We start from the raw sequence: 18,534 nt of genomic DNA, 5'->3' as shown, positions 1-18,534 counted from the left end.
CCCCTCATGACACGCTCGCCGGGCTCATGCACCGATCATGCCGATCCGGCCCTCCCCGGGAGCGCCGCGGAAGGTGTCGCCTCGGTGTCGAAGGCAGGGGCATCGCCGGGTGGTGGAAGGCCGGAGGGCAGGGGCATCGCCGGAAACCGCCTTCTCGGGGACGAGGCGGGCGAGCAGGCGCCGGCGCGCCTCGACCGCGACGTCCTCTCGATTCCCGGCCCCTTTCCGGCGTGTCCCGGCCACCTTCGGATCAGTCAGGGCGAAGTCGATCCGGCGCGCCGCCGGTGGCGGGAGCGGGCCAGGTCGTGGGCCGTGCGAAGCAGCTCCCGGACCGCCGGTTCCGTCCGCGGCCCCGGGTTCACCACGGCGAGCCAGCCCAGCGTGCCGTAGACGGGGTGCGCCATCACGGAGTCGGCCACGCTCGGGTCGCTCTCGTCCGTGGCCGCGTCGCGCGGCTGCCGGCCGATCCAGCCGACGAAGGCGTCCTTCCCGGCGAAGAGGTTCAGGCGGAAGGCGCCGGGACGGTCCAGCCGTGATCGCTCGTCCTCCGGGTAGTCCTTCGTCACGATCGTCGCGAAGGGCTGGGTCGCCTTCGGCACCTCGCCGTCGGGGGCGTAGTAGAAGAACACGTCGCCCCAGCTGAGCTCGGGTGAACCGTCGCCGGGGGCCGGCCTGAGGGTGAGGACCCCGTCGAGGCCGGCGACGAATTCGGTGATCTCGTCGATACTCATGTGTTGTAGCGTTTCATTCATGTGCTTGTGGAGACTTCGCCCCGGACATGCCCAGGTGGACGGGTGAGAAGTCGCAAGTCGGCCACCATGCGGACGGTCGACGTCGCGCGACGTGCCGGATGCTCCGTCCAGCAGGTGCGCAATCTCGAGCGCGACGGCGTACTGCCTCCCGCGACGCGCACCGGCACGGGATACCGGGTCTACGACGAGACGCACCTGCGTTCCGCGCTGGCCTACCGAGCTCTCGCGGCCGGCGCGGGACCGGTCGAGGCCAAGCGGATCATGCGCGCGGCGCACGCGTATCCCGCCTCGGACCTGCTCGCCCTGCTCGACGCGGCCCACGCCCGGCTCGACACGGAGCGGCGGGAACTCGGGCTCGCCAGGGAGGCCGCCGCGACGATCTCCGGGGAGTCGATCGGCGACGTACGCCCCTCGGACGTCATGAGCGTCTCCGAGCTCGCCGTCGCGCTCGGGGTGCGCCCCTCGGCTTTGCGGCACTGGGACGCGGAAGGGCTCGTCGTGCCCCGGCGGGCCTCCCCGGGAGGGGCGCGACGCTACTTCCCGGACGATGTGCGGGACGCGCGGATCGTCCACCAGTTGCGCATGGCCGGTCATCGCGTCGCCTCGCTCCGGGCGCTGATGCCGGAGCTGCGGCGCACCCGCCGCTGGGACGAGGTGATGACCACGCTGGCCGCCCGGGACGCGAGCATCGACGCCCGGTCGAGAGCCCTCCTCGACGGTGCCGCCGCACTGGGCGCGTTGCTCCCGCCGGTGGGCTGAGCCCCGCTCCCATACGCACCAGCGGGTTTCGTGTCCCAGGTGCCGAGATGGGCCTCGGACAGGCCCGCACCCGTGCGTACCCGAGGTTTTCGGCGGGGTGTGGTTTTCCGCAGCCCGGAAACGGCCACGCACCTCATTCCAGTCACGACCCGATCGTTTGTAGCCTCTGGGACATGTCGGATGAGCTGGTCGGACTGATGGAAGGCCCCGGGGTGCCTCGTGTCCTCCCGGTGCTCGCGGGAGCCGGGGCGAGCGGGCGGCACGGGAGGCACGAGGGGCGGCATGCGTCCCGTCGCTGAGGGGCTGCGGCTGCTGGGCGCGGTGGTCCTCGGGACGCTCACCGCCCTGCTCGGCCTCGTCTTCCTGCTGCTCACGCTGCCGTTCGCCGGTCATCCGGCCGTGCGGGGGGCGGCCCGGCGGCTGGCCGTGCTCGAAGCCCGCCGCCTGCGTCTCGATCCCGCCGCCCTCGAACTCGGCGCCGACCCCCCGGAAGGGCAGGAGTGGCGCTACCTGGCGGCCAGGGTGCCGGTGGGCGTGCTCGGCGGACTGGTGATCCTCCTGCTCGTCTGCGGCGCCTGGATGGCCGTCGCCCTCGCCTGGTCCTGGGGGAGGGGCCTGCCGTTCGACGGCATGACGCCGAGCGCGCCGTTGCTCGCCTACGCCCTCCTGGCGGGCCTCGTCCTGCTGTTCCTGGACCTGTCGGGCCTGGTGGGGGTGTACGCGCTGGAGCGGCGGCTGGCCGCACGCATGCTCGGCCCCGACCCCACCGAGGCGCTGCGGCGCCGCATCGCCGAGCTGGCCGAGAGCCGCGCGGGCGTGCTGGCGGCCGTCGACTCCGAGCGGCGCAGGATCGAGCGGGACCTGCACGACGGGGTGCAGCAACGGCTGGTGGCACTGTCCATGCTGGTCGGACGGGCACGCAGAGGACGGCCCGAACTGCTCGAACAGGCACACGAGGAGGCGCAGCAGGCACTGGCCGAGCTCCGCGAGGTGGCCTGGCGGGTCTACCCGTCGGGACTGGACTCCCTCGGGCTCGCCAACGCGCTGGCCGGGGTGGCCGAACGCTCCGGCGTCCCGGTCAAGGTCGTCTGCGAGCTGTCCGCGAGACCGCCGACGGCGGTGGAGACGGCGTCGTACTTCGTGGTCAGCGAGGCGGTGACCAACGCGGCCAAGCACGCCCGCGCCACCGCGATCACCGTCGAGGTTCGCGAACGCGACACAATGGTCGTCGTGCGGGTACGGGACGACGGCGTGGGCGGGGCGAGCGCGGCGGGCGGCGGGCTGTCGGGCCTGGCCAGGAGGGTGGCCGCGCTGGACGGCCGCCTCGGCGTCGACAGCCCGCCCGGCGGGCCCACCACGATCACCGCGGAGCTCCCGTGCGGGTGATCCTGGCCGAGGACTCGACCCTGCTGCGCGAGGGGCTGGTCCGGTTGCTGATCGAGGAGGGCCACGAGGTCCCGGCCGCGGTCGGCGACGGCGAGGCGCTCGTCGCCGCGGTCACCGAGCACCGGCCCGACGTCGTGGTCGCCGACGTGCGGATGCCGCCGACCCACACCGACGAGGGGCTGCGGGCGGTGCTGGAGATCCGGCGCCGCCACCCGGGGACGCGGGTGCTGGTCCTGTCGCAGTACGTCGAGAAGCGCTACGCCACCGAGCTGATGACCGGTGACGTGGAGGGGGTGGGCTACCTGCTCAAGGACCGGGTGGCCCAGGTCGCCGACTTCCTCGACGCGCTCGACCGCGTCGGCGCCGGGGGAGCGGCCTTCGACCCCGAGGTGGTACGCCAGCTGCTGGCCAGGACCACCCACGCCGACCCGCTGAGCCGCCTCACCTCCCGCGAGCGCGAGGTGCTCGACCACATGGCCCAGGGCCTGACCAACGCCTCCACCGCCGGACGGCTGCACGTCTCCCAGAGCGCCGTCGAGAAGCACGTCAACGCCATCTTCGACAAGCTCGGCCTGCTCCACGTCACCGGCTACAGCCGCCGCGTCCTGGCGGTGCTGCGCTATCTCGGCTCCTGAGCCCGGGTTTCGACCTCCGGCGGGGCGGTGCGAGCCCGCGATGCCCGGCGACCTCGGGTTCTCCACCGCCACGGCAAGGTTCACGGTGCGCTCGGGCCCGGCCGAACGTGCGAACGCCCGGCTCAAGGCGCGTTCCAAGGAGCTCCGCGACGTCGGCGAGCGCCCCCGGAGGATCGGTGGCATCGTCGACGCGGCGCTCGTACGGGCCGTCGTTCCTTGGTCAGGCGACTCTGATGTCTATCTGCGGGGAGTGCTTCGGATCCATCCAGCGCAGCAGCCGCAGCAGTTTGTCGACAGGCAGGCTGACGCAGCCACTGGTGGGCGCGCCGGTGCTGACGTGGAGGAAGATCGCGCTACCCAGATGGGGCGTGCGGTTCTCGGTGTTGTAGGCGATCACGGCGCCGTAGTCGTAGGCCGGGGGGTTCGTCATGTTCTCGGGAGTGGTCCCCGGATCGGCGTGGCGGGCGTCCACCCAGGTGTTGTAGAGGGGACTGGCGGAATCGTCGTTCCACTTGTCGTAGGAGAGCGCCTGCCGGTAGGGGAATCTCACACCGGGATCGGGTTTGACCCCGAACATGAAGTCGAACCCGTACGTGCCGGACGGGGTGCGCCCGTCGCCCTCCCGCTTCTGGCCCGGCGGGGCGATGCCGCTCTCGCCGACGTTCGCCGTCCACGGCCCGTACGTCCTCACCCAGCGGCCGTTCTTCGCGGTGTAGGCGACCAGCGTGGCGGTGCTCCTCTGGTAGGCGTCGGCCGTCACGGTGATGAGCTGCCGTCCCGGCGACGGGGGTGGCAGGGCGGCGGCCGTGGAGGCGGAGACGGCACGGGCCCCGAAAATCCCGCCGAAGGTCATGAGGAGTGCGAACAGAGCGGCGCCCACGAGGGAGGCCGTTCTCAAGCCCGCGGGAGCTCTCCGGTCAACGTTGTCCATACGTGCAGGTTAACCAGGCAAGAGGCGTGCTCGGTATGGCTAAGGGCCAGGTCAGAGCCTCGCTCCTGGTGGATGCCCCGCTCGCGTCGGACGTTCTCGGCCACGTCGCGCGGTGACGTCGGCCCCGGCTCATATCCGGCCAGGGCTCACCGGTCGGCGGTCCCACGCCGTCGAAACGGCCGCCGGCGGCTCCCACCGTGGCACGGCACCGGGAGATCTCAGCGCGAAGGCGTCATCGTCCGTTCTGGGAGAAGTGCTGGTAGTCCTTCGCGGTCGACCATGATCCGCCCCAGCCCCAGCCGATCTTCTCGAACGCGCGAACCACGTCGTCACCGGGGTTGATGACTCCTGGCCGATCCAGGGGGCGCCGGACGTAGCCCTTCGCGTTCGGGGGATCGACGGTGCCGCCTGGATAAGGATGGATGTAGGGGTTCTCTCGGGTGTTGACATCGATCGCCAGGCCGTAGGCGTGCTGCGACCAGTTGCCGGTGGTCCCGACGCGCCGGCAGTTGAAGGCCGAGGTGTTGTCCGCCGCCATGGAGGCGTCGTCGCTGCCCTTGTAGACCTCCACCGGCTGCATCCGCCGAATGGGAAAGCGCTGGCCGTACAGCTTTCTGAAGACCGAGACGACCTGGTCGGCCACCGATTCGTTGATCACCATCTTTCCCGTATGGGGTCTGCCGTCGAAACCCCAGTAGGTCATGCTGATCATCCTGAGGTCGGCGGGTCGCACCGGGCATCCCCGATGCCAGGAATGGCGGAGCTGGTCCGGGGACACCGGCGTCACCGTGGCGGTGAACGCCTGTGATGCGCCCGGGGCGGGGGTCGCCGTCGTGGACGCCTGTGATGTGCCCGGGGCAGGGGGCACCGGCGGGGACGCCGCGACCGTCACCGCGGCGATGCCGGTCACGCTGAGTAGGGCGAGTGCCGCCGCAGCCGACGGGTGGCGTGGGATGAATGCCATCTCCTCAGACTAGAACCCTCCATCTGCCTGCTCTCATCGATACCCCGCCTTGACGAGGTGCCGGGAACCCGCACGGACGGCGCCTACGAACCGTAAGGGGCGAAAGACGATCCGCGGGCTTCCCGGGCGGAGGAGAGGCCGCTGAGGCCGGTTGCCGCAGCGCGGTTTTGGCCGACACCGCCGCAGGTCAGGCAGTCAGGCTCGACGCCGCCGATTCCCGGAGGGGGAGCCCCTCACCGGCTACCGGGTCGTCGACGGTCGTGGGCATCGGCCGTGGCGTCACAGCCCGGTCGAGACGATGCCGGAGGTCGAAGTCGCCCGGCGGGAGAAAGGGCGCCTCGGGGTGGCACGCGTTCTTGTCGGTGCCACAGGACATGACCGGCTGATGCCGGAGAACAGTGCTTCGATCGCGGCTTTCTGGGACTCTCTCGCCGCCTCCTTCGACGAGGAGGCCGACCACGGCCTTCGTGATCAAGGAGTCAGGGCCGCATGGGCGGAGCGCCTGCGGTCGTGGATGCCCGATTCGCCCGCCGACGCCCTGGACCTGGGGTGCGGCACCGGCTCGCGCGGGCGCTGCGCCCGCTGGTCAGGACGTCGCGCGTCGAGCCGCTCCTCGACCCCGCCTTGTGGGGGCGGCCCGTCCAGGACGAGCGGTACGCCGTCGTCGCCTTCGCGTAGCGGTTCGCTTCCCCTGCCGGGCCCCGGGCAGGGATCGCTTCGGCGCACGTTGTTCCGGATCCCCGGGAGCGGAGGTTAGGGTCGGGGCATGGTCGGCCGGGAATGGGTTCCCCCTGAGATCTGGTACGCCTCGTTGTCGACGGCGTATGCCTCGACGGGAGGATGGATCACCAACGCGTCGGGTCAGATCCTTCTGGTCAAACCCAACTACAGGCCGTTCTGGCTCTTTCCCGGCGGGGCGCTCGACGCCGGCGAGTTCCCCCACGAGGGATGCGCCCGCGAGATCCACGAAGAGCTGGGGGTGGACCTCGAGGTGGGTTCGTTACTGGTCGTCGACTGGGTTCCGGCCCGAGACGACCGGCCCCGCCCGCTCATGTACTTCATGTTCGACTGCGGAGTCCTCGACGAGGACCGCATCAGCCTGCAGCACGACGAGCTCGACGAGTACAGGTTCGTTTCCGTCGAGGACGGCCTCACGATGGTGGACCAGGCCGCCGCGCCTCGGCTCACGGCCGCTCTTCGGGCGCGCCGGAGCGGACACGCCGAATATGTGCCCGCATCGGTCCTGGACGACGGTACGCCGCCATGAGGTGCCCTTCCTCTGGACGAACACATCCGGACGAACCCAGCTGGACGACCACGTCTCGGCGAGGGGACCTGGAGGAACGCTCGCGTGCTCCCGGCCGCCGGCCCGTCACGGGCCGGCGATCACCCGGCGACCACGGCGGTGGCGCCTGGCGACCGGCCTCGGCGACCGCACCCGCCTCCGCGCGAAGAGGCTCGTCCGGCAGGCCGGCGAAAGGGACGGGTGAGACCGACGCCGCCGTACACGGAACAGGGCGTCAGGGGCGGAGCGGGTCCTTGTCGGCGGGGGAGAGGTCGCTCGGCCAGAGCCGGTAGACGTTGAGGCGCGTCTCGTAGTACTTGTCCGTCTCCCCCACCCACTGCATGCCGATGCGCTTGGCCGTTCCCGCGCCGCGATCGTTGTTCACCCGGACGACCGCGACGAGCTCGTGGGCGCCGATGGAGAACGCCCACCCGGCCAGGGCGCGGCCGGCCTCGGTGGCGTAGCCGTTCCCCCAGGCGTCGGGGGCGAGCTGCCAGCCGATCTCGATGTCCTCCTCGTCGGGCGGCAGGTATCTCAGGGAGAGGCCGCCGACGACCCGCTGGTCGGAGTTGCGGACGATCGCCCAGCGGCCCAGCGGGGGTGTCAGGGTGCTGCGGCTGCGGGTCCAGGACTCCAGGGTGGCGCGCATCGCCTGCTCGCCGTCGAGTTGCGTCATCGCCGGGGACAGCCATCGGGTGACCTCGGGGACGCCGTAGATGCTGAGAGCCTCGGCGGCGTCGTCTGGACTCCAGTCACGCACCGTGAGGCGAGCGGTGGTCAATAGGGCCATGTTTTCCTCTCCCTGACAGAGTTGACCGGCCGTACGGCGATAAGAGGACGCCGAGCTGGAGAAAATATCGTTTTCTTGCCGGAAATGTCCGATGTATTGCCCTTGTGAGAGTACGCCTATTCGCCGGGGAGCGGCCAGGCCGGGTGGGAATCGCCCGGACGCGGTGTCTCCGGGGGTCTCGGGATGCCTTTGGGCGCCCCGGTGGCCCCAGTGGCCCCGGTGGCCCCGGTGGCCCCGGTGGCAGGTCACCCGCCGTGACCGCCCGACCTCTCCCAGAGGCGGGTCAGCGGTGCCGGAGCCCACCAGGCCCACCTGCCCAGCAGCCGCATACCGGCCGGGGGCAGCAGGACCCGCACGATCGTCACGTCCACCACCACGGCGATCACCAGGCCGACACCGGCCATCTTCATGAAGGTGATGCCGGACGCCGCGAAACCGCCGACCACGACGCAGGGCGACAGGGCGACGGCCAGGCCGGAGAAGGCGATCGTCCGGTCCGCCGTGCCCATGGTCCGCTCGATCGCCTCGTCCACCCCGTACCCGTGCCGCAGTTCCTCGCGGTAGCGGCTTGACCACGAGCAGCGCGTAGTCGATCGCGAGGCCATGCCCAGGATGGTGACCACCTGGATGGCGAAGGCGGAGATGTCGACGAAAAGGGTCACCAGGCGCAACAGCATGAGAAAGCCGAGGACCGCGCCGAAACCGACGAGCGGGGGCAGGGACGCGGCGAGCAGCCCACGGCGGACGACGAGGCCGGGCAGTGGGCGGCGCGGCAGGTGGACGAGCTGATCGCCGAACGGGGATGGCCCGTCAAGTCCTCCAACCCGGCCAGGCGGGCCCTCGCCGACGCTCTCGCGGCCCTCCACCGCCTCGGGCAGGACGACTTCCTGCCCCTCCTGCGGGAGTACGCCGCGACGACCGAGCGGCTGGCCTCCGTCGAGGTCGACGCCCTCCTGGAACGGCCCGACCTGATCGGCATGGCCGAGGCGGTCGTCGTCTGGACCGCCGTCGGCGACGCCGTCCTCGCCTCCCTCAGGCGCCTGGCCCACGAGGCGGAGACGACCAGGAGGCTGGCCCCTCCCGAGGGCACGGCCGGGAGGTCGGCACCTTCCGGGGGCACGGCCGGGAGGTCGGCGCCTCCGGAGGCTCCGGGCAGGAGGCCCGCACCTCCCGAGAGTCCGAGCAGGAGGCCGGCACCTCCGGAGGACCCGACGGGGAGGCCGGTCCCATCCGACGGCGGGGACACGCGGGAAGGGTGACCGGTCCCTCCGGAGCGAAGATACCCGGCACGGGCGCCCGGCCTCTCCGGGGGGAGGGAGGCGCCTGAGGGGTGAGCGGCGTCAGCCCTCCAGGGCGTACTGCATCACGCGGAGCTTGGCCTGGGCCTCGGCGAGCTCGGAGGCGGGGTCGGAGTCGCCCATGATGCCGCACCCGGCGAACAGGCGGGCCCTGGAGCCCTCGATCTGGGCGCAGCGCAGCGCGATGCCCCACTCTCCGTCGCCCCGCGCGTCGATCCAGCCGACCGGCCCGGCGTACCCGGCCCGGTCCATGCCCTCCAGCTCCCGGATGACGCCGAGCGCCGCCTCGGTCGGGGTGCCGCCGACGGCGGCGGTCGGGTGCATGGCCGCCACCACGTCCAGGACCGAGGCGCCGTCCGACAGCCGCCCGCTCACCGGGCTGGCCAGGTGCTGGACGTTGGAGAGCACCAGGAGCTCGGGCTCCTCGGGGATCTTCAGCTCGGCGCAGAGCGGGTCGAGCGCCTCACGCACCGACGCGACCGCGCAGGCGTGCTCGTGGCGGTTCTTCTCCGAGGTGAACAGGGTCGTGCCGCGCGCCACGTCGTCGGCCTGGTCGGCGCCCCGCGGGATCGTGCCGGCCAGGACCAGGGACTCGATGGTCTCCCCGGTGCGCCGGACCAGCAGTTCGGGGGTGGCGCCGACCAGCCCCGCGCAGGAGAAGGTGTAGCACTCCGGATAGCGGTCGGCCAGGCGGGCCAGCAGCAGCCGGACGTCGATGGGCCGCTCCGCGACGGCGGTCAGGTCGCGGGCCAGCACGGTCTTCTCCAGGTGACCCGACCTGATCCGCCGGACGGCCCTGGCCACGGCGTGCTCCCACTCGGGCGCGGTCAGGCTGCCGTCGCCGTACCGGATCCTGCCCGGGGTGCGGAGCGGGGTGACCGCGTCGAGCCGCCGCTCGCCGACGGTGGTCAGCCAGGCGCGGCCGTCGCGGCGGGCGAGGATGGTCCGGGGAACGACAAGGACCGAGCCGGGTGCCTCCGGATCGAAGGTGAACGAGCCGAAGGCGACGGGTCCCGAGCCGGGGGCCGTCACGTCGTCGTCGACGTGCGCCTCGCCGAAGAGGTCCGAGAGCCGGTCGCGGGCCCAGTCGAAACGCCGGGGGCCGGGCGGCACGGCCAGGCGGATGGCCTCGCCCCAGGCGACCAGGCCCTCCCCGTGCCTGACCCAGGCGTAGGGGGCGGTCTCCGGGAGGCGTGCGAACAGGTCGCCGGGGTCGTCGACGGGGGTGGTCGTCACCGAGAGAGGACGGGTTGATCCGAGCGCTACACTCACCCCCGCCACTCTATGCGGGAAACTGAACGTGTTCGACGGTGGTTCCCCCGTCAGCACACCCGCCACGCGGTGTCAAGAAAACCAAGGTACTCGGTCAACGGACCGTACTGTCCTGGCCTGCGGTGATACATCCGAAGCAGACGCGATCTCTCAGCGGAGGTGTCATGCTTCGCACGACTGTGACAGCACTCACAGGGCTGGCCGCCCTCGCGACAGCCTGGGTGGCCCCGGCCGGAACCGCCCGGACGGCGCAACCCTGGCGGCCGGTGGTCATGGCCGCGCTCGGCGACTCCATCAGCGCGGGGTTCAACGCCTGCGGCTGGTATCTCACCTGCGCCTCGCGCTCCTGGTCCACCGGCGACCACCAGAGCGTCCGGAGCCAGTACGCGCGGTTGCGCGCCCTGGACACGGCGATCGCCGGGCACAACGTGAACCTCGCCGTCCCCGGCTCCACCAGCGCCGACCTCGCCGGGCAGGTGACCCGGGCGATCGGCAGGCGGGCCGACTACGTGACGGTGCTGATCGGTGCCCAGGACGCCTGCGTGTCCGAGGAGCGGCTGATGACCCCGGTGGCCGTCTACGAGAGGCGGGTGGCCGAGGCCCTGGCGCTGTTCCGGGCCGGGCGGCCCGGCGGCCGGGTGTTCGTGGCGAGCGTCCCCGACCTCAAGAGGCTGTGGCAGATCGGCAAGGGCAACCCGGTGGCGCGCGGGTTCTGGGCGATCGGCCGGATCTGCCCCACCATGCTGGCGCGGCCCACCTCCACCTCGGCGGCCAACCGGGCACGCCGCGACCGCGTGCGCGCCCGGGTGGCCGGCTACAACGCCGCGCTCGCCAGGGTCTGCGCGGCGTACGGTCCCGCCTGCCGGTTCGACGGCAACGAGGTGTTCAGGCAGCGGTTCACGGTCGGCCACCTCAGCCCGTGGGACTTCTTCCACCCCAACGCCGCGGGCCAGAAGCTGATCGCGGAGAAGACCTACGCGATGATGCGCGACTGGCTCACCGACGACGCCACCGAACCCGTCCCCGCGCCCGTCCCGGCTCCCGCGCCCGTCCTGTGACCCCGCCGCCGTGACCGGTTCCTCCTCGCGGGTGGTCCGCTCCGAAGGGGCCAGGACCGCGGCCGGAATCAGAGCCAGCCGTTGTGACGGGCGGTGCGGGCGGCCTCGATGCGGTTGCGGGTGCCGGTCTTGCCGATCGCGGCGGACAGGTAGTTGCGTACCGTGCTCTCCGACAGGTGCAGCCGCCGGGAGATGTCGGAGATCGTCGCGCCGTCGGCCCCCGCGGCCAGCACGTCCCGCTCGCGATCGGTCAGCGGGCTGGCACCGGTGCTCAGCGCGGCGGCGGCGAGCGCGGGGTCGATCACCTTCTCGCCCGCCAGGACCCGGCGGATCGCCGCGGCGAGCTCCTCCACGGGACCGTCCTTGACCAGGAACCCCGCGGCGCCCGCCTCCATCGCCCGCCGCAGGTAGCCGGGCCTGCCGAACGTGGTCAGGATCAGCACCCGGCAGCCCGGCAGCCCGTCCCGCAGCCCGGCCGCGGCCTCCAGGCCGCTGCTCCCCGGCATCTCGATGTCCAGCAGGGCGACGTCGGGGCGCGCGGCGAGCGCGGCGGGCACGACCTCGTCGCCCCGGGTGACCGTGGCGACGACCTCGATGTCGTCCTCCAGGTCGAGGAGCAGGGCGAGCGCGCTGCGCATCATGCCCTGGTCCTCCGCCAGCAGCACTCTGATCATGGGAGCGATCATGGGAGCGTCACCCTCAGCAGGAAGCCGTCGCGGTCGCGGGTCTCCAGTGTCCCGCCGAGCGCGACGACCCGCTCGGTCAGGCCGCGCAGGCCGTTGCCCAGGGGCCTTCCGCCGCGCCCCCGGCCGTCGTCGCGGATCTCCAGCATCGTTCCCTCCAGGGTGATCTCACAGGTGCGGGCGGCGCTGTGGCGGACCACGTTGGTCACCCCCTCCCGTACGGCCCAGCCCAGCAGGGCGTCGGCCTCCGGCGCGGGCCGGCCCTCGGTGACGGTGACGGTGACGGCGATGTCCGCGTCGGCCAGGACCGTGCGCGCCGAGGCCAGCTCGGCGGCGAGCCCCCGGCCACGGTAGCCGGTGACCGCGGCCCGTACCTCGGTCAGCGCCTCCCTGCCGACGGCCTCGATGTCGGCGGCCTGCCGCGCCGCCGCCTCGCCGTCGCGGGGGGCCAGCCGCCGTACGGCCTCCGCCTTGACCACCATCACCGACAGGGTGTGCCCGAGCAGGTCGTGCAGGTCGCGGGAGAACCTCAGCCGCTCCTCGGCCACCGCGACGCGGGCCAGCTCCTCGCGGGTCTCCTGGAGCTCGGCGATCACGGAGAACAGCTTCAGGACGATGCTGACCACCAGGCCGCCGGTGGCCGTCCCCCAGGTGGCCTGGGTGATGCTCTCCCAGCTCGCCCCCGCGCGCCACATCACCACGACCAGCGCGAGCGTCAGCATCGTGAGGAGGAGGTAGATGAACCTGCCGCGCAGCACGACCCCGCAGGCGACGGTCATCAGCGGCGCGAGGTAGAACCAGTTGTGCGCGAACCTCGCCAGCAGCAGGAAGGCCACCGCCAGCAGCCCGGCCAGCGCCACGGTCGCCACGCGCCGCCGGCCGCGGAAGGACAGCCGGATGCACAGGACGTACAGGGCGGCGGAGGCGACGACGCCCGCCGCGGCGGGCAACGCCGGTCGCACCTGCCCCGCCACGAGGTCGCTGACCGGGGGGTAGATGAGCAGCAGCCACGGATAGAAGGCGAACTCTCCCGGCCCCCCTTTCCGCCTGGCCCTCCCCAGCCCGCCCCACCTGACCTTCTTCAGTCTTTCCCACCCGGTGGCCCCGGGTGCTTCCGGTCTCTCCGTCCCGGGTCTTTCTTGTGCCGCTGTTCCGGGCGCTGTCCCGGGTTCTTCTTGTTCCGCTGTCCCAGGTCCTTGTCGTTCCGCCGTTCCCGGTCCCCCCGGGCCCGCCGTCTCCGGTGCCCCGGGATCCGCCCGCCTCACCTGTCGCGCCTCCCGCGGCCCTTCCGGCTTCCCGCTCACCCGGCCACTCCTATCACGCGGCTCACCCCACGCGCCCGGACCGGCGGTAGCCGTACACCGCCAGGATCCCGAAGGCGACCAGCCAGCCGGTCAGCGTCAGCGCCGTGCCCACCTCGGGCGCCTCCCCGAAGGCGACCTTCCGCGACAGGTCGGCGTAGCCGAAGCTCGGCGTCCACTCCGCGACCGCCCGCAACCAGGAGGGGAAGGTCTCCGTGGGCAGCCACAGCCCTCCGACGACGGCCATCGACACGTTGACCGCGATGTTGAGCACGGAGGCGGTCTGGCCGCTGAACAGGTACCCGGAGGCCAGGCCGAGCAGGATGAAGGGCAGCGATCCCCCCCAGAGCAGGAGCACGATCGAGGTCCACTGCCAGGCCTCCATCCGTACCCCGTTGAGCAGCGCCGCCGACAGGGACACGCCGATGATCACGGGCAGTACGACGAGCATGCCGGTGGCGGCCTTGCCGGCGACCACCCGTACCGGGGCCAGCGGGGTGATCCGCAGCTGCCGCAGCCAGCCCGCGGACCTGTCCTCGGCGATGCCGCTGCCGTTGTTGAAGGCCGAGCCGATCGCGCCGAAGGCGGCCATGTTGACCAGCACATAGAGGGCGGCGAGGGCGCGGTCGTCGCCCGTCACGCCGAGGTTGGTGAAGAGGAGGTACATCGTCACGGGCATCGCGAAACCCATGATCACGTATCCCGGGTCGCGGAGGGTTCTGATCACCTCCAGGCGGATGTAGCCGAGCATCACGCCTCCACCCCCGTCTCCGTCAGTGCCGATGCCGGTCCGGGGACCGGCTCTGTCAGCTCTGTCAGGGCGATGAAGGCGTCCTCGAGCGCGGCGGGGACGACCTCAAGGTCTCGTACGGCTCCCGCCGCCGCCAGCGCCACGACGGTGGCGTCGGCGTCGCGGGTACGCAGGTGGGCCCGGCCGCCCCGGACCTCGGCCGAGACGACCCCGGGCAGGCGTTCCAGCGAGGCGGCGTCCCCGGTGGCGGTGACGCTGACCGTGGACAGCGCGACCAGGCGCTTGATCTCCCTGCTGGTACCGTCGGCCGCGATCCGGCCACGATCGATCACCACCACCCGGTCGGCGTACTCGTCGGCCTCCTCCAGGTAGTGGGTGGAGAACAGGATCGTCTTGCCGCGCGCGGCGAAGGCGCGCATGCTCTCCCAGAACTCCCGTCTTGCCCGCACGTCCAGCGCCGCGGTCGGCTCGTCCAGCAGGATCAGGTCGGGATCCCCGGCCAGCGCCAGCGCGAAGCGGACCCGTTGCGCCTGACCGCCCGACAGCCGTTCCATCCTGCGGCCGGCCAGCCCCTCCAGCCCGGCGGTCGCCATCACCTCGTCCAGCGGGAGCGGCGACCGGTAGGTCCCGGAGACGAAACCGACCAGCTCGCCGACCGTGGTCCGGGGGACGAGGCCACCCTCCTGGGGCATCGCCGCCAGCCGCCCGCTCCGGATCGCGTTCTCGGGGGAGTCCCCGAAGACGCGCACCGTCCCGGAGCCGGGGGCCAGCAGCCCGAGCAGCAGCCCGATCGTGGTCGATTTTCCCGCGCCGTTGGGGCCGAGCAGGGCGACGGTCTGCCCGACGGGGATGTCGAGGCTGAGGCCGTCCACGGCGCGCACCGCCCCGAAACGCTTGGTCACGTCCCTGAGGGACACCGCGTCGTTCGCGTCGTTCTTCATGCGGACGACGCTACGGAGAGCGCGTTGTCCACGGCAGATCCAACGATCCGGAACCACCCGTGACAAATGTCCTGCCTGTGTTCCGCGGCGCCCCGTGACGCCCGCGGTGCCCCGGCCGCCTCAGCCCGCCAGCGCGGCCAGCGCGGCGGCGGTCTCCTCCGGCTTGGAAACCATCGGCCAGTGACCGGTCGGCACCGCGACGAAGCTCCACTCGGGCCCCGCGAGCTCCGCGAAGTAGGGGTGACCTGAGGCGATCATGGCGTGCACCCGCTCCAGCGGGAACGAGCACGTGACGAGCGTCTTGGGCAGCGCGTCCGCGCCACCCTTGAGCACCAGCGGCTGGGTCAGCGTCCCGTACGGCTGCGGGGTCGCGCGGGAGGCGAGCCACTCGCGCTCGGCCTCGCCCAGTCCCTCCAGACTGGCCCCGGCCCGCTCGTGCTCCTCCCAGGAGGGGAGCGGGTAACTCGCCCCGCCCCGCTCGGCGACCCGCCTCTCGACGAACGCCCGCCACTCGGGCTCGGTGAGGTCCAGCTGGGTCATGCCGTCGGCCGGCGGCCCGCTCTCGACGTAGACGACCCGGGCGACGCGCTCGGGGATCCGGTCGGCCGCCCCGGTGACCGGGGCGCCCGCCCCGCTGTGGGCGACGAGGATCACCTCGGTCAGGTCCGCGAAGACGACGGTGTTGACGATGTCCTGGATGTGGGTCTCCAGGTCGACCTCGGGACCCGCCAGGTGAACCCGGTCGCCGAGCCCGGTGAGGGTGACCGGGTGGACGTCGTGCCCGGCCTCGCGCAGCGGGCCGGTGACCTTCTCCCACGCCCACGCGCCGAGCCAGAAACCGGGGACCAGGACATATGTGCTCATCATTTCTCTCCTCTGTTCGCCTGGCCTCACCATAAAATCGAATCCGGACAGTACCGGTCCTGATTTTGAAGGGAATGTCGATGACCGCCGCCCGGGTGCTCGCGCTGCTGGAGTTGCTGCAGGCCGCCCCCGGCCTGACCGGCCCCGATCTCGCCGCCAGGCTGGAGGTGGACGAGCGCACGGTCCGCCGTTACGCGGTGAGGCTGTCGGAGCTCGGGGTGCCGGTCCAGGCCGAACGGGGCCGTCACGGCGGTTACCGCCTGCTGCCCGGCTACAAACTCCCGCCGCTCATGCTCACCGACGACGAGGCCACCGCCGTGGTGCTGGGGCTGCTGGCCGGGCGTCGGACCGGGCTGGCGGTGGGGGAGGCCGCGACCGAGAGCGCGCTGGCCAAGATCCAGCGGGTGCTCCCGCGCCCGCTGCGCGAGCGCGTCGACGCGGTGTCGGAGACGCTGGGCCACACCGCGAGCGCGGCGCCGAAGGTGAGCACCCCCAAGGCGGGACCGCTGCTCGCGCTCGCCGATGCCACCCGGCGCCGGGTCACCGCCCGGCTGGCCTACCGCTCCTGGCGCGGCGACGCCTCCGAGCGCGACCTGGACCCGTACGGCATCGTCTTCCACTCCGGCCGCTGGTACGTCGCCGGGCTCGACCACGGCAGCGGGGAGATCAGGACGTTCCGGGTGGACCGGGTGGCGAGTGCCGCGCACACCGAGCGGGGCTTCCTGGTGCCCGACGGCTTCGACCCGGTGGCCCACGTGGTCGGGGCGCTGTCGGCGGTGCCGTACCGGCACGAGGTCAGGGTGCTGCTGGAGACCACCCTGGAGGAGGCCGCCGTGCGGATTCCCGCCTCCACGGCGACGCTGGCCGAGACCTCCGGCGGGGTGCTGCTGGTCACCAGGGCCGAGCGGCTGGACGGGATGGCGCAGATGCTCGCCGGGCTCGGCTGGCCGTTCGCCGTGATCACTCCCGCCGGGCTGCGCGACGAGGTCAGGGCGCTGGCCGCCCGTCTCGTCGCCTTCGCCGACGTCACCCCGCCCTGACTCCGCCCTGCCCCTGCCCTGGCCCCGTCCTGCCCCGGCCCTCGCCGGTCATTTTGGTCATCTCGACTGCGAGGTCAAGGCGGGCGCCCGGCCTCCGGCAGCCACGAGCGGGCGTCGTGCTCAGTCGCGAAGCAGCCGAACGTGAGCCAACGGGCCCGCCGATCTCGCCGACCCCGCCGACCCCGCCGATCAAGCGGTGGAGATCGTGTCTATCCTGTGCACATGCCGATCACGGACGAGGAAGTGGCCCTCGCGGCAGCGCGATCAGGAGCCGCTGTCGTAAGAGCCATGTACGGTGCGTCGCTGGAGCGCTTCGAGAAGACCGCGAGCGACTTCGCCACCTCCGCTGACATCGACGCGGAGAACGCCGTCATCGACGTCATTCGCTCCGCCCGGCCGGACGACGCCGTGACGGGCGAGGAGAGCGGACGCGCCGGCTCGGCCGGAGCGGAACGCATGTGGCTGGTCGACCCCCTGTGCGGCACGCTGAACTACGCCGCGCGCACCACGCTGGTCGCGGTGAACGTCGCCCTGCGCGTCGGCCGGGACCTCACGGTGGCCGCCTCGGCCGACCCGTTCGCCGACGAGGTGTTCTGGACGGACGGCGACCGCGCCTACGTCCGCCGCGACGGCGTGGACGAGGAACTCGTGCCCTCGCCCGAGTCGCGACTGGTGGACCTCAACCTCGACCCGCCCTTCCCGAACGAGCCGGGCTTCCGGGTGGTCCGTCTGCTCGCCGACCCCGGGTTCGCCGAGCGCTTCCACACGCGCGTCCTGTCCACCTCTCTGGCGCTGGCCTGGGTCGCCGCCGGCCGGCGAGCCGCGTACGTCACCGACGGCGACCCGCGGGACAACGTGCACTTCGCCGCCGGGATCGCGTTGTGCCAGGCCGCCGGGTGCGTGGTGACGGACATCCACGGTCAGCCGCCGCACACCGGCGCGGGCGGGCTCGTCGTGGCGGCCGACCGCGAGACGCACGCCGCACTGCTCGAAATGATCGGCGGTCAGTCTCCCCCGGCGCCGTGACCACCGGATCGCCTTCGTGCGGAGACGGCGTTGCGAGTTCATACAGAGCCTTGGATGATGTGTCACCACACGTACGAAGGCGGCATGGTGGACTTCACGACGACATACGAACCCACTCCCGACGAAGTGGCGCGAGCACTCGGGCAGGGCGTCAGGCAGCAACTCAAGATCGCCTATCTGGTGTTGCCGTCGGTCCTGATCGTGTCAGGGCTTGTCTGCGTCCTGGTCGACGCCCTGTACATGGGTGCCGTCATGCTCCTGGTGGCGGTCGTCTTCCCGCTCGCGCTGACGTGGTCGATTCGACGTACCGGCAGGCGGCGGCTCACCTACCTCTGCGTGCCGACCACCCTCCGGTTGACCGACGACGGATACGAGGCCCGGAGCGACCACTTCACCACCACGATGCAATGGTCGCTGTTCGGACGGATCGTGACCGGCCCCGAGTTCTGGCTGTTCTTCGTGAACAAGCAGTTCACGGGCTTCCTCCCCCGGCGTGCCCTCAGCGGTGAGCAACAGGCCGAGTTCGACGACTTCCTGGCCTCTCGGCAGAACACAAGGGTTGCCTGATCTCCCATCGCCCTCTCCCCTGCCGCTCTCCGCCCGCCAATCCTCGAACACCGGCAGATAGAGAACGTCACGTTGCGGCCGTACCTGACCGTCTGTCGACAGATACCTCATCCACCCGGGCACGGTGAGCGGCCGGTGGTGTTCGTGGTCGGCGGCGAGTTCGGCGAACGCGTCCCGGTGCGACCAGACAGACCCTCCGCGTACAGGACTTCCCAGTCAGCGGTTCTGACC

The 18,534-nt window shown here is 72.0% G+C and carries 21 protein-coding genes; 10 read left to right on the top strand and 11 right to left on the bottom strand.

The window, feature by feature from the left end:
* Positions 1 to 254: 254 nt before the first annotated feature.
* Positions 255 to 731, bottom strand: a complete 477-nt coding sequence (locus ACFFRH_RS27205; RefSeq protein ID WP_386160516.1) for a DUF6194 family protein — start codon at positions 729 to 731, stop codon at positions 255 to 257.
* A gap of 63 nt (positions 732 to 794) precedes the next feature.
* Here ACFFRH_RS27205 and ACFFRH_RS27200 point away from each other — a divergent pair, with 63 nt between their 5' ends.
* From ACFFRH_RS27200 to ACFFRH_RS27190, 3 genes are all read left to right on the top strand, one after another.
* Positions 795 to 1,511: a MerR family transcriptional regulator gene (locus ACFFRH_RS27200; RefSeq protein ID WP_386160514.1), complete on the top strand. Its 717-nt coding sequence runs from the start codon at positions 795 to 797 to the stop codon at positions 1,509 to 1,511.
* 282 nt (positions 1,512 to 1,793) lie between these two features.
* Entirely contained in the window at positions 1,794 to 2,897 is a 1,104-nt protein-coding gene (locus tag ACFFRH_RS27195) for a sensor histidine kinase (RefSeq protein ID WP_386160512.1), read from the top strand.
* Positions 2,888 to 3,532, top strand: a complete 645-nt coding sequence (locus tag ACFFRH_RS27190; RefSeq protein WP_386160510.1) for a response regulator transcription factor — start codon at positions 2,888 to 2,890, stop codon at positions 3,530 to 3,532. Before ACFFRH_RS27195 ends, ACFFRH_RS27190 begins: the two co-directional genes overlap by 10 nt.
* A gap of 220 nt (positions 3,533 to 3,752) precedes the next feature.
* Here ACFFRH_RS27190 and ACFFRH_RS27185 read toward each other — a convergent pair whose 3' ends face one another.
* Both ACFFRH_RS27185 and ACFFRH_RS27180 read right to left on the bottom strand, forming a co-directional pair.
* Entirely contained in the window at positions 3,753 to 4,463 is a 711-nt protein-coding gene (locus ACFFRH_RS27185) for a L,D-transpeptidase family protein (RefSeq protein WP_386160508.1), read from the bottom strand.
* 232 nt (positions 4,464 to 4,695) lie between these two features.
* Complete coding sequence (locus tag ACFFRH_RS27180; protein ID WP_386160506.1) at positions 4,696 to 5,427, bottom strand: M15 family metallopeptidase; 732 nt, start codon at positions 5,425 to 5,427, stop codon at positions 4,696 to 4,698.
* Positions 5,428 to 5,916: 489 nt separating this feature from the next.
* Between ACFFRH_RS27180 and ACFFRH_RS27175 the strand changes: the two genes are divergently transcribed.
* Both ACFFRH_RS27175 and ACFFRH_RS27170 read left to right on the top strand, forming a co-directional pair.
* On the top strand, positions 5,917 to 6,105 hold the full coding sequence (locus tag ACFFRH_RS27175; protein WP_386160504.1) for a hypothetical protein: 189 nt from the start codon (positions 5,917 to 5,919) through the stop codon (positions 6,103 to 6,105).
* Positions 6,106 to 6,193: 88 nt separating this feature from the next.
* Complete coding sequence (locus tag ACFFRH_RS27170; RefSeq protein ID WP_386160502.1) at positions 6,194 to 6,694, top strand: NUDIX domain-containing protein; 501 nt, start codon at positions 6,194 to 6,196, stop codon at positions 6,692 to 6,694.
* A 253-nt stretch (positions 6,695 to 6,947) separates the two neighbouring features.
* Here ACFFRH_RS27170 and ACFFRH_RS27165 read toward each other — a convergent pair whose 3' ends face one another.
* Together ACFFRH_RS27165 and ACFFRH_RS27160 are read right to left on the bottom strand one after the other, a co-directional pair.
* Positions 6,948 to 7,502 (bottom strand): GNAT family N-acetyltransferase, encoded by a 555-nt coding sequence (locus ACFFRH_RS27165; RefSeq protein WP_386160500.1) that lies wholly within the window; start codon positions 7,500 to 7,502, stop codon positions 6,948 to 6,950.
* 245 nt (positions 7,503 to 7,747) lie between these two features.
* Positions 7,748 to 8,368, bottom strand: a complete 621-nt coding sequence (locus tag ACFFRH_RS27160) for an MMPL family transporter (RefSeq protein ID WP_386160628.1) — start codon at positions 8,366 to 8,368, stop codon at positions 7,748 to 7,750.
* Here ACFFRH_RS27160 and ACFFRH_RS27155 point away from each other — a divergent pair.
* Positions 8,279 to 8,761, top strand: a complete 483-nt coding sequence (locus ACFFRH_RS27155; RefSeq protein WP_386160633.1) for a hypothetical protein — start codon at positions 8,279 to 8,281, stop codon at positions 8,759 to 8,761. The two genes, ACFFRH_RS27160 and ACFFRH_RS27155, sit on opposite strands and share 90 nt — an antisense overlap.
* 81 nt (positions 8,762 to 8,842) lie before the next feature.
* Here ACFFRH_RS27155 and ACFFRH_RS27150 read toward each other — a convergent pair whose 3' ends face one another.
* Positions 8,843 to 10,072 carry an isochorismate synthase gene (locus ACFFRH_RS27150; protein WP_386160498.1) on the bottom strand — a complete coding sequence of 410 codons (1,230 nt, stop codon included), beginning with the start codon at positions 10,070 to 10,072 and terminating at the stop codon, positions 8,843 to 8,845.
* 179 nt (positions 10,073 to 10,251) lie between these two features.
* Between ACFFRH_RS27150 and ACFFRH_RS27145 the strand changes: the two genes are divergently transcribed.
* Complete coding sequence (locus tag ACFFRH_RS27145; protein WP_386160496.1) at positions 10,252 to 11,130, top strand: GDSL-type esterase/lipase family protein; 879 nt, start codon at positions 10,252 to 10,254, stop codon at positions 11,128 to 11,130.
* 68 nt (positions 11,131 to 11,198) lie between these two features.
* Here ACFFRH_RS27145 and ACFFRH_RS27140 read toward each other — a convergent pair whose 3' ends face one another.
* From ACFFRH_RS27140 to ACFFRH_RS27120, 5 genes are all read right to left on the bottom strand, one after another.
* Positions 11,199 to 11,804 (bottom strand): response regulator, encoded by a 606-nt coding sequence (locus ACFFRH_RS27140; RefSeq protein ID WP_386160494.1) that lies wholly within the window; start codon positions 11,802 to 11,804, stop codon positions 11,199 to 11,201.
* Between the two features lie 8 nt (positions 11,805 to 11,812).
* Positions 11,813 to 12,775 (bottom strand): sensor histidine kinase, encoded by a 963-nt coding sequence (locus tag ACFFRH_RS27135; RefSeq protein WP_386160491.1) that lies wholly within the window; start codon positions 12,773 to 12,775, stop codon positions 11,813 to 11,815.
* Between the two features lie 364 nt (positions 12,776 to 13,139).
* A complete protein-coding gene (locus ACFFRH_RS27130; RefSeq protein ID WP_386160488.1) occupies positions 13,140 to 13,865 on the bottom strand; it encodes an ABC transporter permease in 726 nt (241 codons plus the stop codon).
* Positions 13,865 to 14,806 (bottom strand): ABC transporter ATP-binding protein, encoded by a 942-nt coding sequence (locus tag ACFFRH_RS27125; RefSeq protein WP_386160486.1) that lies wholly within the window; start codon positions 14,804 to 14,806, stop codon positions 13,865 to 13,867. Before ACFFRH_RS27125 ends, ACFFRH_RS27130 begins: the two co-directional genes overlap by 1 nt.
* Positions 14,807 to 14,926: 120 nt before the next feature.
* Entirely contained in the window at positions 14,927 to 15,670 is a 744-nt protein-coding gene (locus tag ACFFRH_RS27120) for an alpha/beta fold hydrolase (protein WP_386160484.1), read from the bottom strand.
* 80 nt (positions 15,671 to 15,750) lie between these two features.
* Between ACFFRH_RS27120 and ACFFRH_RS27115 the strand changes: the two genes are divergently transcribed.
* The 3 genes from ACFFRH_RS27115 to ACFFRH_RS27105 all read left to right on the top strand — a co-directional run bounded on the left by ACFFRH_RS27115 (position 15,751) and on the right by ACFFRH_RS27105 (position 18,303).
* Positions 15,751 to 16,710 carry a helix-turn-helix transcriptional regulator gene (locus ACFFRH_RS27115; RefSeq protein WP_386160482.1) on the top strand — a complete coding sequence of 320 codons (960 nt, stop codon included), beginning with the start codon at positions 15,751 to 15,753 and terminating at the stop codon, positions 16,708 to 16,710.
* A 222-nt stretch (positions 16,711 to 16,932) separates the two neighbouring features.
* Positions 16,933 to 17,736, top strand: coding sequence for an inositol monophosphatase family protein (locus ACFFRH_RS27110; protein ID WP_386160480.1), 804 nt, complete (start codon positions 16,933 to 16,935; stop codon positions 17,734 to 17,736).
* An 84-nt stretch (positions 17,737 to 17,820) separates the two neighbouring features.
* Entirely contained in the window at positions 17,821 to 18,303 is a 483-nt protein-coding gene (locus ACFFRH_RS27105) for a YcxB family protein (protein WP_386160478.1), read from the top strand.
* Positions 18,304 to 18,534: the final 231 nt, after the last annotated feature.

Origin of the sequence: Streptosporangium vulgare, assembly GCF_042428775.1 — a bacterium.
Classification (GTDB): Bacteria; Actinomycetota; Actinomycetes; order Streptosporangiales; family Streptosporangiaceae; genus Streptosporangium; species Streptosporangium vulgare.
Note: the sequence above shows the minus strand (reverse complement) of the source record. Positions and strands in the feature narration are given on the sequence as shown.